Annotated in this window: 13 protein-coding genes and 2 pseudogenes; 4 read left to right on the forward strand and 11 right to left on the reverse strand. The window is 68.6% G+C overall.

Going from position 1 to position 12,575, the window contains the following annotated elements; translation table 11 throughout:
• Window positions 1-38: 38 nt before the first annotated feature.
• The 5 genes and pseudogenes from ABZ281_RS16735 to ABZ281_RS16755 all read right to left on the reverse strand — a co-directional run bounded on the left by ABZ281_RS16735 (window position 39) and on the right by ABZ281_RS16755 (window position 4,562).
• Window positions 39-1,238: a S8 family serine peptidase gene (locus ABZ281_RS16735; RefSeq protein ID WP_356656135.1), complete on the reverse strand. Its 1,200-nt coding sequence runs from the start codon at window positions 1,236-1,238 to the stop codon at window positions 39-41.
• 407 nt (window positions 1,239-1,645) lie between these two features.
• Window positions 1,646-2,931, reverse strand: a pseudogene (locus ABZ281_RS16740) (3-hydroxybutyrate oligomer hydrolase family protein); the annotation flags it as partial.
• 444 nt (window positions 2,932-3,375) lie between these two features.
• Window positions 3,376-3,759 carry a VOC family protein gene (locus ABZ281_RS16745; RefSeq protein WP_356656156.1) on the reverse strand — a complete coding sequence of 128 codons (384 nt, stop codon included), beginning with the start codon at window positions 3,757-3,759 and terminating at the stop codon, window positions 3,376-3,378.
• 113 nt (window positions 3,760-3,872) lie between these two features.
• Window positions 3,873-4,040 carry a hypothetical protein gene (locus tag ABZ281_RS16750; RefSeq protein WP_097222720.1) on the reverse strand — a complete coding sequence of 56 codons (168 nt, stop codon included), beginning with the start codon at window positions 4,038-4,040 and terminating at the stop codon, window positions 3,873-3,875.
• A gap of 57 nt (window positions 4,041-4,097) precedes the next feature.
• A complete protein-coding gene (locus ABZ281_RS16755) occupies window positions 4,098-4,562 on the reverse strand; it encodes an ATP-binding protein (RefSeq protein ID WP_356656138.1) in 465 nt (154 codons plus the stop codon).
• 166 nt (window positions 4,563-4,728) lie between these two features.
• Here ABZ281_RS16755 and ABZ281_RS16760 point away from each other — a divergent pair, with 166 nt between their 5' ends.
• From ABZ281_RS16760 to ABZ281_RS16770, 3 genes and pseudogenes are all read left to right on the forward strand, one after another.
• Complete coding sequence (locus ABZ281_RS16760; RefSeq protein WP_356656140.1) at window positions 4,729-5,100, forward strand: STAS domain-containing protein; 372 nt, start codon at window positions 4,729-4,731, stop codon at window positions 5,098-5,100.
• 109 nt (window positions 5,101-5,209) lie between these two features.
• A pseudogene (locus tag ABZ281_RS16765) lies at window positions 5,210-5,434 on the forward strand (hypothetical protein); the annotation flags it as partial.
• A 138-nt stretch (window positions 5,435-5,572) separates the two neighbouring features.
• Window positions 5,573-6,049 carry an ATP-binding protein gene (locus ABZ281_RS16770; RefSeq protein WP_356656158.1) on the forward strand — a complete coding sequence of 159 codons (477 nt, stop codon included), beginning with the start codon at window positions 5,573-5,575 and terminating at the stop codon, window positions 6,047-6,049.
• A gap of 79 nt (window positions 6,050-6,128) precedes the next feature.
• On the opposite strand, the gene ABZ281_RS16775 is transcribed toward ABZ281_RS16770, so the two are convergent.
• The 6 genes from ABZ281_RS16775 to ABZ281_RS16800 all read right to left on the reverse strand — a co-directional run bounded on the left by ABZ281_RS16775 (window position 6,129) and on the right by ABZ281_RS16800 (window position 11,626).
• Window positions 6,129-6,287 carry a hypothetical protein gene (locus ABZ281_RS16775; RefSeq protein ID WP_356656142.1) on the reverse strand — a complete coding sequence of 53 codons (159 nt, stop codon included), beginning with the start codon at window positions 6,285-6,287 and terminating at the stop codon, window positions 6,129-6,131.
• A 351-nt stretch (window positions 6,288-6,638) separates the two neighbouring features.
• Window positions 6,639-6,863: a translation initiation factor IF-1 gene (gene infA / locus ABZ281_RS16780; protein ID WP_356656144.1), complete on the reverse strand. Its 225-nt coding sequence runs from the start codon at window positions 6,861-6,863 to the stop codon at window positions 6,639-6,641.
• A complete protein-coding gene (locus ABZ281_RS16785; protein WP_356656146.1) occupies window positions 6,860-7,654 on the reverse strand; it encodes a GNAT family N-acetyltransferase in 795 nt (264 codons plus the stop codon). Before ABZ281_RS16785 ends, infA begins: the two co-directional genes overlap by 4 nt.
• Before the next feature lie 261 nt (window positions 7,655-7,915).
• Window positions 7,916-8,791 carry a geranyl diphosphate 2-C-methyltransferase gene (locus ABZ281_RS16790; RefSeq protein WP_356656148.1) on the reverse strand — a complete coding sequence of 292 codons (876 nt, stop codon included), beginning with the start codon at window positions 8,789-8,791 and terminating at the stop codon, window positions 7,916-7,918.
• A 13-nt stretch (window positions 8,792-8,804) separates the two neighbouring features.
• Window positions 8,805-10,127 (reverse strand): 2-methylisoborneol synthase, encoded by a 1,323-nt coding sequence (locus tag ABZ281_RS16795; protein ID WP_356656150.1) that lies wholly within the window; start codon window positions 10,125-10,127, stop codon window positions 8,805-8,807.
• A gap of 83 nt (window positions 10,128-10,210) precedes the next feature.
• The gene (locus ABZ281_RS16800) at window positions 10,211-11,626 is read right to left on the reverse strand and encodes a family 2B encapsulin nanocompartment shell protein (protein ID WP_356656152.1); all 1,416 of its coding nucleotides are present in this window, start codon (window positions 11,624-11,626) and stop codon (window positions 10,211-10,213) included.
• A gap of 410 nt (window positions 11,627-12,036) precedes the next feature.
• On the opposite strand from ABZ281_RS16800, the gene ABZ281_RS16805 reads away from it, so the two are divergent.
• A complete protein-coding gene (locus tag ABZ281_RS16805) occupies window positions 12,037-12,450 on the forward strand; it encodes a hypothetical protein (protein ID WP_356656154.1) in 414 nt (137 codons plus the stop codon).
• The last annotated feature ends 125 nt before the right edge of the window (window positions 12,451-12,575 follow it).

Below are 12,575 nucleotides of genomic sequence, written 5' to 3' on the forward strand. Positions count from 1 at the left end.
CTCGTCAGGACAGCACAGCGAGCGCCGACCGAGGAGGACTACTCGACGATCTTCAGCAGTTTGTTCGCGGTTCCCTGCGCGGGGTTGGAGATCTTGTCGGGTGTGGCGCCGTCGGTGAGGGCCTTGGCGACCTGTTCCGGCGTGGCGTCCTTGTGGCCCGCCAGGTAGACGGCCGCGGCGCCGACGACGTGCGGCGTTGCCATGGACGTGCCCGATATGGTCCTGGTGCCCTCATCGCTGTCGTTCCACGCGGAGGTGATGTCGGAGCCGGGCGCGTACACGTCCACGACCGAGCCGTAGTTGGAGAAGTCCGACTGCTTGTCGTCCTTGGTCGAGGACGCGACGGTGACGGCTTCCTTCACGCGGGCCGGGGAGCCCTGCCCGGCGTCCGAGGATTCATTGCCCGCGGCGACGGCGAAGGTGACGCCGGCCGCGATGGCCTTGCGCACGGCTTCGTCGAGGGCTTCGTCGGCGCCGCCCCCCAGGCTCATGTTCGCGACGGACGGGCCCTGATGGTTCTTGGTGACCCAGTCGATGCCGGCGACGACCTGCTCGGTGGTTCCGGAGCCGTTGTCGTCGAGCACTCGCACGGCGACGATCTTCGCCTTCTTGGCGACACCGTGGGATGTGCCCGCGATCGTGCCGGCGACATGGGTGCCGTGCCCGTTGCCGTCATTGGCGTCGTTGTCGTTGTCCACGGCGTCGAAGCCGGAGGCGGCTCGTCCCCCGAAGTCCTTGTGTGAAATCCGCACGCCGGTGTCGATGACGTACGCGGTCACGCCCTCACCCGCGCTGTCGGGGTAGGTGTACTTGCTGTCGCCGGCGGTGTCCGCCTGGTCCAGGCGGTCGAGGCCCCATGAGGGCGGGTTGTCCTGGGTGGCGTTGATGCTGAACTTCTTGACCTGCACCACCTTGGCGACCGACGGGTCGGCGGCGAGACGCCTGGCCTCGGCCGACGAGAGGCCGCTGACGGAGAAGCCGTCGAGGGCGGCGGTGTACGTGCGCTGGAGCTTGCCGCCGTACTCCTTGGCGAGCGCGGGCTTGTTCGCCTTGTCGTCCAGCGTGACGATGAAGCTGCCGGGTACGGCTCCCTTCGCGCCGAGGCCGTACACGGTGCCCTCGGCGGGAGCGGTTTCGGGAGCGATCTGTGCGTGTGCCGTCCCGAAGGTCGTCAGGGTTGCGACGACGGCCGTGGCGGTGAGGACCTGCATTCTGCGTGTGAATGCGCGAGCTGACATGTGAGGGTTCTCCTCGTCACTTTTCGTGGGGGGTGTGGGGGTTCGGACCGGAACTGCGTCCGGTCCGCCTCGAACCTGACCTATTGATGTGCTCAGATCAAGAGCTTCACGCCAACCCGAGCCCTATCAGCAGGTCAGCCGCGCACGAATCAGCCACACTCCCAGCGCGTTCCTTCATCACACGCCTGACGCTCATACGGACGTCGTGTCGAGGATGTGTGACCATGCACCCGGGGCGGCGGTGGTTCCGAACAATCTGGGTAGACAGCGCCAGTTCCGCAGCAAGCGATTGCGGTCGAGCATCTTGTTCAACCCGAAATTTGCGGCAGACCGCGCCCCCGGCGAGAACCAGACCGATTCGTTACCCCGGCCTGACACTCGCCGCCGCCCGGGTCGTGAAGGGCCGTTCAGGACGTGGACGGAGGAGCGGCGTCGCCGCGGGCCTTGAGGGGACAGGCGTTCAGGAGTGTCGCGGCGTCCGCTTGTTCGGGCTTGGGGACGGTGCGCGAGGCCGGCGCCCGGTGTCCGGGCGTGAGCCAGCTCTCCAGGGTGGTGAAGGCCGTGCGGTGGCATGGCGTGAGCGTGCGCAGGCGCTCCGGGTGGGTGTCGACGGGGGCGTCCGTGTGGGTGCCGCCCTCGATGCGGTAGTAGCGGTGCAGTCGGCAGCGGCCGGCCTGGCGCACCATGCGGGCGTAGGCGTCGGAGTCCTGGGTGATCGGCAGCAGGACGTCCAGGGTGCCGTGCAGGGTGATCAGCGGTTTGCCGATCCGGCCGGTCAGAGCGATCTTCTCCATGGCCTTGTGGACTCGCGGGGCCGGGCGGCATAGTCGTAGTCGGCGTCACAGGCCGGCGTGCCCGGCGCGCAGAACGGCGTGCCCGCCTCGGTCCGGCCGTCGAAACCGGGGTCCAGTTCCTCGCGGTAGATGCGCTGGGTCAAGTCCCAGTACACCTTGTGGTGGTACGGCCAGAGGAACTCGGAAGCGGCCGGGAAGCCGACGGTGTGCAAACCTCTGCGTGTCGCGTCGGCTTCCTCGCCACCGGTGGCGAACACGGGGTGGTTGCGCAGCGCCTGGGGCAGGAAGTTCAGCAAAGTCGGGCCGTCCGAGCGCCACAGGGTGCCCTCCCAGTCGACTCCCCCGTCGTAGAGGCCGGGTTGGTTCTCCAACTGCCAGCGCACGAGGTAGCCGCCGTTGGACATGCCGGTCACCAGTGTGCGCGACGGCGGGCGGCGGTAGTGCCGGGCGACCGTGGCGCGGGCCGCTCGGGTCAGCTGGGTGAGCCGGTCGTTCCATTCGGCGATGACGTCGCCCGGCTCCTTGCCGTCCCGGTAGAAGGCCGGGCCGGTGTTGCCCTTGTCGGTGGCGGCGTAGGCGTGGCCGCAGGAGAGCACCGGGTCGGCGATGGCACGGTCGTTGGCGTACTGCTCCCGGTTGCCGGGGGTGCCGGCGACCACCAGACCGCCCTTCCACCGGTCGGGCAGACGGATGCCGAACTGGGCGTCGTGGTTCCATCCGTTGTTGGTGTTGGTGTTGGTGGTGGACGTGTCCGGGAAGTAGCCGTCGATCTGAAGGCCGGGGACCCCACTGGGAACGGCCAGGTCCTTGGGCGTCAGGGCCGCCCAGTCGGCCGGGTCGGTGTGGCCCGACGCGACCGTGCCCTCCGTGGTCAACTCGTCCAGGCAGGCGGCCCGCTGCCGCTCCTCCTCCTACGACCTCAGCTCTGCGTCTCGGCATCAAGGCGCGCAAGCCCCTGTTCCCAGCGTCGTCGGCGCTCGTCGTCAGGCTGGTCCCACCAGGGGGGGTGCCCCGCTCGCCCAGCGCGACCTTTGCCCGGTTCACGCGTGCACGTGCTGCCTTCTCGGCCTTCTCGGCCTCCGCGTCGCCCGCTGCCGTCGCTGAGCGCACCGCCCGACGAGCCGACTTGAGCTGACGTCGAAGACGTGCGGCGATCTCCACGGGGAGGGAGGGATCGGTTGCCCGCCATTTCCTTCCGCCGATGACGACGAAATGCCCGTCGGCAGTCGTCTCCGGTGATCGGCGTGCTTCCACGCGAACGATTCTCCCCACTCGGGTCCAGCCGGCACGGGACCATCGCCGTCGCCGTCGCCGTCGCCGTCGCCGTCGCCGAAAGGTACTTGCTATTCGCTGAGCATCACGCTTTCACGCGTGAGGAGGCAGAAGGGGTGCCCGACCGGGTCCGCGTACACGCGATAGCCGATCGGCTTGTCCGACCCTTCGAGCAACGTGGCACCCAGGGCGAGTACTTTCGGTTCGGCCAAGTCCAAGTCGTCGACCATCACATCGACATGCATCTGGGCCGGACGATCGGGGTCACGCCACCGTGGCGCCCGGAAATCGTCGACGCGCTGGAAGGTGACGGTCTGGGTGCCTGTCGGGCTCTGGAGGACTACATAGCCGGATGTGTCCACGACTCGCGTAAGCGACAGCAGGGTCTCGTAGAAACCGGCGAGCTCGGCTGGGTCGGGACAGTCGATGACGAGAGAGAACAGGCGCCCGATCATGTTGATCACTATGCCGTGCGTAGGTACAGCCGCGTAACGGCGTGGCGGCAGTCGTACCCCGTGTGCTCTGCAGATCCGTGGAAGGGATGCCACCGGATCTGCAGAGCGTGAGGTCATCGTCTGCGGGCCCAGCCGCCGCCGACTCCGGCCACCTGGAGAGCGAGGCACAACAGTCCCAGCAGCATGACGTTCGTCGAAGAGAACACATCGTTGGTGCTGATCTCTGCCGCGTTGATCAGGAACGCGAAGAAGAACAACACCGCCGCGACTATGCCGAGCATGAAACGAGCTCCTCTCATAGGGGGTGAAGCCCGTATGCCCCGCCTCCGCCCTCGCAGTCACCCTGATGGCGCCTTGGACGCGCCAGGCAGGGCGATGCGGGCTGCGATGCGCTTGCCGACCGTCTCCCGATGGACGGAGAGGGCATCGGTCACCGCTTCGACGATCTCCAGGCCGTGGCCACCGATCCGGCCGGGGTCAGCCGTCCGGGCCGCGGGGACCGTGGGATCGCTGTCCCACACGACGACTTCCACTGCCCGCGCGGTCAGGCCCAGTTCCACCAGTACGGGCCCGGGAGCGTACTTGTAGGCGTTGGTGACCAGTTCGCTGACCACCAGCTGGGTGAGGTGCTCCGCGCGGGCAGGCACCGTCAGGCCATAGTCTTCGACGGCCTGTTTCAGGAAGGCGATGGCGCGTTGGCGGGCGTCCGCGATGCAACCGTCGTCACCGCCCAGGGCGAAACCGACACGTATCAGATGCTCCTCCAGCGCCCTACTCCCGCCACCGTCGGTCTCAGATTCCACTGGCCCCGCCTTCCCCGTTCGCCAGCCGATACCCCGAGTCCCGCCGAACATGCCCGCCCGTCGGGCCCAGGACCGACACGTGCGTGCATGCGCCCGGGGGCACGGGGAAGGGTCACCCGGACGCGTCCCGTCCTGGGGGGGCACCTAGATCGCAGTCGAGGAGACAGTGGCCCACAGCGAAAGAACGGACCGGCACGAGCGCCTCCATGCCGAGCATCGCGATGTCGAGGGCGTCCGTGTCGTGACGCTACGGGGCGAGATCGACCACGACGTCCAGGACGTGCTCAGCGAGGCCCTGCTCACAGAGGACGGGGCTCTGCCGCAGCGGATAGTCGCCGACCTCACCGATGTCACCTTCATGGACTCCAGCGGCATCAACGTCTTCGTCGCCACCCACCGACAGGTCAGCGGCGCAGAGGGATGGGTACGGATCGCCGGCGCCCAACCATCCGTGCTGCGCGTCCTGCAACTGGTCGGCATCGACACGGTCATCACCTGCCACCCCACCACCGAACAGGCGCTCCGGCCCGACCGCTGATCCGCCTGACACTGTCGCTGAGAGCCGGCTCCACTCATCAGGGCCCCTGGAATCGCTCCTTTTGGCCGGCGCGGTGACTGATGAGGCAGGAGCGGGTGCAGCCGTCGGGGTGTGGGCAACGGTGGTGGGGGTGGCCAGAGTTCGGGCGCTGGAGACCGAGCAGGAGGATGCGCTGTTCCGTCGTGCCCCGCTGGCACAGGCCTTCGCCGCCGCCGGCGGCCTGCTCTTCTGTCTGCCCGAGGACGCAATAGAGCTGCTGCCGGCCCGGATCAGTGCCCAGTCGGCGGCGGGCAGTCGGATGGGGCTGACGTGGGGCTCGCGCGGCGTGATCGAGCACTCGGCTCGCCGCCCGCCAACCATGACGGACGCGCCATCAGTGATGCGGCACACGGGCGGTCACCGGCATTGGGCGTGACTTTGTGGGTATGCGCTGCGCGTGTTGGACAAAGGATCGAAGGACACGGCGAACTACATGGACCATGAAGAGGCAGGTGACGGCCGGCATCCGCTGGCCACCAATGCCATATCCGTGTCCGCGGCCTTCGAGGACGACACGGGGATCGCTGAAGCCCGGGACATGGCCCGCACCTTCCTGACCCGTGTGCAGGCCCTACACGGACTCCCGGTCTCCGGCCGGGCCATGGGTATGGTGCAGCTCGTGGTCAGCGAGCTGGTCACCAACGCCCGCAAGTACGCCCCCGGCCCCTGCCTGCTCACACTCGAGATCGCCGACGGGGCCGCGCGCATCAGTGTCTGGGACAGCAGCACCACCCTGCCGGCGATCCTTGCTCCCGACCCCAGCCGGATCGGCCAGCACGGCTTGGAGATCGTCGCCGCCATCTGCGTCAGCTTCGCCATCCACCGTGAGCCGGTCGGCAAACGCATCACCGCGGACGTCATGCTCGCCGACGACCCCGGCGGCGCTCTGGCCGGCCGCCAGATGCTGTAGTCCGGCGTGGAACCGCGGGGTCAGCCCGCCGGGGATCAGCGCGGACCGACCTGCTCCCTCGTCGGAGTTTCCACGTGGCTCAGCTCCAGCTCTGCGACGTCCTGGGACACTCGCCGCAGGGCACCGGGCGGCCCGTGAACGCGCCCAGGACGATGCGCTTGCCGAGGGGCCGGTCCAGCTTCACCGGCACCTTCTCGCCGCGCAGTTCGCTCGCCACCGAGTTGCACGCCCGGCTCACCTTCGGCGCGGGCCGGCACGCGACCTTGCGTCAGCATGCGCAGTCGGCGGATCGGCGACGGCCGCAAGCGCGGTGACCTGCGGGGCGATCTGCGTCCTGCATCAACTCGTGGTGACACCCGGCGCAGCGGTCGTGCAGGTCGTCCACCTGTCCGCGTCCGCACTCGCCGGTGCCGCACGATTCGCGGTCCTGCGCGGTTGTCTTCGCTGTGCCGCACAGCCTGAACGCCGCTACAGCAACCGACCATCCCCCGTGGCACACGGCCGTGTGAGCCGTCATCGGGGCCCCGCTCACGGAATCGCCGTGACCGGGGCCCCTGGATCAGCTACGTCAGAAGGATGCCGCCCGCCGCTAGTTCCGGTACCGGAACACGATCCGGCCGCGCGTCAGGTCGTACGGCGGGAGTTCCACCAGCACCCGGTCCTCCGGCATGATCTTGATGTAGTTCTTGCGGATCTTCCCGCTGATGTGCGCGAGCACCTGGTGGCCGTTCTCGAGCTCCACGGTGAACATGGCGCTGCGCAGGCACTCGACGACCTTGCCCTCGACTTCGATGACGTTCTTGTTCCTCGTCATCGCACCAGCTCCAGGTTGCTGCTCATCGGCCGGGCGCCGCCGATGCCCTCGAACAGCGCCGAGGCCGCTTGGTTGGACTCGTGGACCTCGGCCCAGGCCGCGGTGGCGCCACTGCGGTGCAGCGTCCCCAGCGCGTGGGCCAGCAGCGCCCGCGCGATGCCGCGGCGCTGCTCGCCGGCCCGGACCGCGATCAGCCCAATGCGCGGGCGCTTCACCCTCACCACCCGGATCAAACCCAGGTAGCGGCCGGGTACCGCGGCCACCGCGTACTTCGGCGGGTCGACGATGGTGTCGCCTTCAGGGCGGGGAACCACCTCCGCGGGCATCGACTGCCATCCGACGGTCGCCTCGACTTCGTCACGGATCGCGCGGTCCACCGCCCGCAGCAGACTCTCGTCCGCCTGACCGGCGGGCACGATCGTCACGCCCGGAGGTGGCAGGACTTCGTCGAGACCTGTGACCCTCGGATCGGTCGGTACGACGTACTCCCACTCGCGGCGCCGGATCGTGAAACCGGCCCGCCTCCAGCCGGCCGTCAGCTCGACGTCGGCTTCGTCGACCACCGTGTACAGCGGTGCGGGCAATTCCGCCAGCATCGCCTCGGCGAGCAGGTCGAAGGCGGTGTCGTGCCAGGCGTCGATGCTGACGAACAAGCGTCCGTCGGGCCGGTGTTGCGCATGCCCGCGGCCGACCACCAGGTCGTCATCCAGTGCGTGCCATAGCCTGTCCGCGACGCGCGTGATCATCACCGCGTTCTCGCCCAGGCCGGATGTGAAGGGCTTTGTGTTCATCGGAGTCTCCTTCCAGGAGTGCCTCGATCTCAGGCGCTCCTGGCGACACCGAACGTCAGCCGCCGGACCGTGACGGATTGAGGGAGCACCCACGGGTAACTGTGTTCACGGGGCTCACCTCCATACGACGATTTCACGGTCCGCAGTGAAAGTAGCAGTGGGTCGCCGCCTCGCTCAAAGTCTTTTCCGCAGGGGGCGCTCGGCATGCCGGGGTCGCGGGGCCTGGCCGTCGGTGAGGGCCCCGGCCCCGCGAGGCCGGGCTTACACGCGGTCGGCGGCGATCAGGACGTACTGGAAGGAGCCGTCCCGGTAGGACTCGATGAACGCCTTCTCGATCCCGGTGACCAGCGAGGACGTGGCTCGAAGCTCCCAGTAGGGCAAGGTGTCCGGGGTGAGGTCGACGATGGTCTGCGGCACGAGCCGGTTGTCGGCCATGGCGCGCAGATACTCACGGCGGGAGTGGATGTTGCACTCGAAGTGGGCGTTGATCTGGGAGACCCACTTCGACGGCTGGCCGTAACGGGGGTTCCAGCAGCCGGTGATCGTCACGTACCGGCCGCCCACCTTCAGGAAGCGGGAGTGCTCGGCGAAGAGGTCGTGGAGGTCGACGTACATGGTCGACTCGTTGTTCCACGAAGCGGCGATGCTGCCCTTCTCGAAGGGCGTGTCGAGCATGTTGCACACGCGGGAGCGGACGTGGTCCTCGATCCGCAGCTCTCGAGCGCGCCGGTTGGCGAAGTCGGCCTGGGTGGCGGACAAGGTGACGCCCTCGACCTTGCAGCCGAAGCGGCGGTGGGCCATGACCATGGATCCGCCGCGGCCGCAGCCGGCGTCGACGAGGGTGTCGTCGGGCCCGATGGCGCCAAGGTGGTCCATGAGGACCTCTGCCTGTGCCGACTCCAGCCGGTGCAGCTCTGCGATGAGCTTCTTCTCGTACTCGCTGTGTGCCGGGTCGCCGAGCGCGGCGTGGTCCACCTCACCGACGCCGTAGTGGTGGTGGTAGAGCCCGTCCACGTCACCGAGGCGCAGGTTGACCGGCCGCGCCTCGTTGTTCCAGTAGCGGGCGATGTCCCCCTGGTACGGCGTCGCCGGGGCCGGGATCTTCGCGGTGACGGGGGAGGTCGTTTCAGTGGTCACAGAAATATCCGTTCTACCAGAAGTCGGGCAGGCTGTAGCGGTAGGTGTTGGTGCGATGCCAGTCGTGGTTGCCGTCGACCCAGGCGGCCACGCCCTTGAGGAAGCGCAGCACGGCGGGCAGGGGGCATGCCGCGGCGAGATCGGCGGCGGCGGCCTCGAAGGCGTGCATGAGGTCGTTGTGGACCTGGACGGCCTTCAGGTAGGCGTCGCGCTCGGAAAGCTGCTCGCGTTCCGCGATCACCACCGGCAGGTTCAGGTGGCGGCCCGGGCTGTTGAGTTCCTTGGTGTACGAGTAGAGGTCGTTGACGATGGTGGTGGCGTTGCCGGCGAGGGCGATGACCCGCTGCGTGTCCGGCTGGGCGTGCAGGTCCGCGGGAAGTTCGTAGCCGCCGACGGTGTCGGTGATCGTGGGGCAGGGGCGGAAGTTGTTGAACTGGCGCATCGCCAGGTACTCCCACACCTCCGGGACGTGATCGGTCTCTGCCCAGGCGGCCTCGGCGAGGTAGCCCATGTGCAGCCGGGCCATGTCGTGCCGGTAGCGGTCGGCCTGGGAGGGCGTGGACGCGCGGACGAAGTAGTCCATGGCGCTGTGGTAGGCCCGGCGCGGAGCGTCCGACGTGAGCGACTCCTGCCAGGCCGGCGCGTACTCCGCAGTGGTGTGGAGGTGGTCGAGCGCGGTGTGTGCGAGGAGGATGCGCCCGCCGAGACCGACGGGTGACCCGCCGTGGTCCTCGCAGTAGCAGTCGTCCAGTGCGTTCTCCGCGACCATCAGACGTGTGGCGAGCATCAGATGGTCGACCGTCGGGGCGTCGGGATGGCAACCGACCATGTAGCGGCCGACGGAGAAGCCGTCGAACTGCCCTTCCCACTCTTCGGGGTAGAGCTGGACCTCGTCCTCCGCCCACCGCTTGATCCGGCTGCTCACCTCTTCGACGCGGACGGGGTCGGGCTCCGGGACCGGGTGGTGGTAGAGGCCGGGGACGGCTCGCCCCTCGGCGGGCGCGACGGGGGCCGGGGGCACCTGGTCCGGGAGCAGATGGTCCTGCCTGCGGGTCAAGGAGAGTGACGTGGTGCCCAGTCCGGTCGGTCCGCGCAGGATCCGCTGGAGGGCCGAGTCGGCCGCGGTCGCGGCAGGCGTGTCCCGTACTGCGGGGGGCGCCGTCGGGGACGGTGGTGGGCCGGGGATCGGGACCGGCGGATGCAGTGCGGCGAGAAATTGCAGGGCCGTCGGCGGGACCGGAACGTGATGCACCAGTGGCGAGGCCGCGTCCTGCACGGCTGTGGGCGGCGTCGGTTGCTCAGGGGGTGATGATCCGAGGGGCCCGGAAACGGGCATCGGCGGCTCCTTGCTGCGGTGGGGTGGGCACTCCGTTGCGCGTGGAGGTGACCGGAGGTGGACCTGCCGCGCGAATGAGGGATTCAGTGGGGCCTGGGGGCGATCTGGACGTTCTCCAGCACACCGAGGGCGTCGGGCAGGAGCACCGCGGCGGAGTAGTAGGTGCTGACGAGGTAGGAGATGATCGCCTGTTCGTTGATGCCCATGTACCGCACGGAGAGCCCCGGTTCGTACTCGTCCTGCAGTCCGGTCTTGCGCAGGCCGATGACGCCCTGGTTCTTCTCGCCGGTGCGCATCGCGATGACGGAGCTGGTCTGCTCCTTGCTGATAGGGATCTTGTTGCAGGGGAGGATGGGGACCCCACGCCAGGCGGGTACCGATTGTCCGCCGAGGTCGACATGGTCGGGGTAGAGACCGCACGCGTTGAAGCCACGTCCGATGGCGGCGATGGTCCTGGGGTGGGCGAGGAACATCTTGGTGCCGCGGCGGCGGCAGAGCAGATTGTCCATGTCGTCCGGGGTGGGCGGACCGGAGTGGGGCTGGATGCGCTGCGTGAAGTCGGCGTTGTGCAGCAGCCCGAACTCACGGTTGTTGATCAGCTCGTGTTCCTGGCGCTCCCGCAAGGCCTCGATGGTGAGCCTGAGTTGTTCCTCCGTCTGGCTCATCGGACCGTTGTAGAGGTCGGCGACCCGGGAGTGGATCCTCAGAACGGTCTGCGCCACGGAGAGTTCGTACTCGCGCGGCTCCAGTTCGTAGTCGACGAAGGTGCCCGGCAGTTCCGCTTCGCCGACGTGGCCTGCCGACATGGCGATCTCGGCCTCGCCGTGCTTGTTCTGACGGTGCCGGGCGCGGGAGGTGAACTCGTCGACATGGACCTGGAGGGCGGGCGCGGAGGCCTGTACGGCGGCGAAGTCGGCGCGGGTGAGAGTGAGGAGGGTGCCGGCGGTCTCGGCCGTGACCGTGCAGTCGTGGCGGGCGTCGGGGTCCAGCAGGGCGTTCTCACCGAAGTGGTCACCGTCCGCGAGCACCTCGAGGGCGATCTCTCCGCCGTACTTGCCCTCCGAGGTCCGGCTGAGCCGACCGTGGGCGACCAGGTGGATGCGGTCCGCGGGGCTGCCGCGCTCGGCGAGGACGTCGCCGGCCGCGACGTCGCGCTGAATGCAGCGGTCGGCGAGGGCGGTGAGGACGTCCGTGTCCTCGAACCCGCGCAGCAGGGCCAGTTCACCGAGTTCCCGGGGGATCACGCGGACCGTGGCGCCCTCCTGGACGAACTCGATGCGCCCGTCGCCGACGGTATGTCGCAACCGCCGGTTGACCCGGTAGGCGCCGCCTTCGGCCTCGGCCCAGGGCAGCATCCGCAGAAGCCAGCGGGAGGTGATCTCCTGCATCTGCGGGACGGACTTGGTGGTGGTGGCGAGGTTGCGGGCGGCGGCAGTGCTCAGGGACTGCTGCGGCGCTTCGCTGGTGGTCTGGGCTTCCGGGATGCTCTCGACGGTCATCGGAGGTGGTTCTCCTTGCACAACGGGGCGAGCGACGCACACGGGTGCGCCGAACGGGAGACAGGGAGGACTGGACAACGAACGGGAAGAACCACACGGATCCGCCCACCTGCAGAAGCTATCCACCGGACGGGCCGTATCCATCGGGGAGACGAGATGCTTACCTCGAAGCAGTGACAATTTGTTGAATGCGGTTTATCGGTCCGTGCCGTGAGATCGTCGCCTTCTCGCCCGAGGGGCACTTGAGTTTCCAGCGGCTGGAGGGTCCAGGATCTCTGCCATGGACGACGAACGCCCCGAGGTGCTCACCTTCGGCCGGCTCGCGCACCGCACCGGCCTCATGGTGCGTACCCCGCGCCTCTGGTCGGACGAGGGAGCGGTGCCGCCCGTGGCCCGAGGAGACGGCACTGATGAACCGGTTGGCGCGGCTTTCCTCCGCCGAACGCACCCAGGTCATCAATGAGTTCAAGGAGGAGGTGTTCGGCGGTCTCGGCGTCGAGCCACGCCTGCGCGACCGCGTACGCGCCTACGGCATCGAACTGCCCGACGATCCCACACCTGATCAGGTCGACGCCTGGATCGAACTGGCCGCGCTGGTGGGGGACCCCGGCTTCCGGGCGCGGCTGCGCACCTGGATGGAACCCAACACGCCCGTACCAGGGCAGGGTCCCTCTGCCGGGGCGTCCATCTGGTGGGCAGGCAGGTCGTGCAGACCGTCGCGGACGTCAGAAGGCGCGGGGCCGCCCCCGAGGGACCGGAGACGGCCGACACGCTGTCCGAGCTGTTCGGCGACGCAGACCGGGTTGCCGTACTGCGCAGCCTGAGGCCGGGATCGAGCCGGAGCGGAGCGCTACCGCGGGCTCGTCGCCCGCGTGCGTGGACAGCATGCGTCGCCCGACGCGACCGAGGAGTTGAAGTGGCTGAGGCGAGTCCTGCACGCCGCCGATCA

Origin of the sequence: Streptomyces sp. NPDC006265, assembly GCF_040613555.1 — a bacterium.
Classification (GTDB): Bacteria; Actinomycetota; Actinomycetes; order Streptomycetales; family Streptomycetaceae; genus Streptomyces.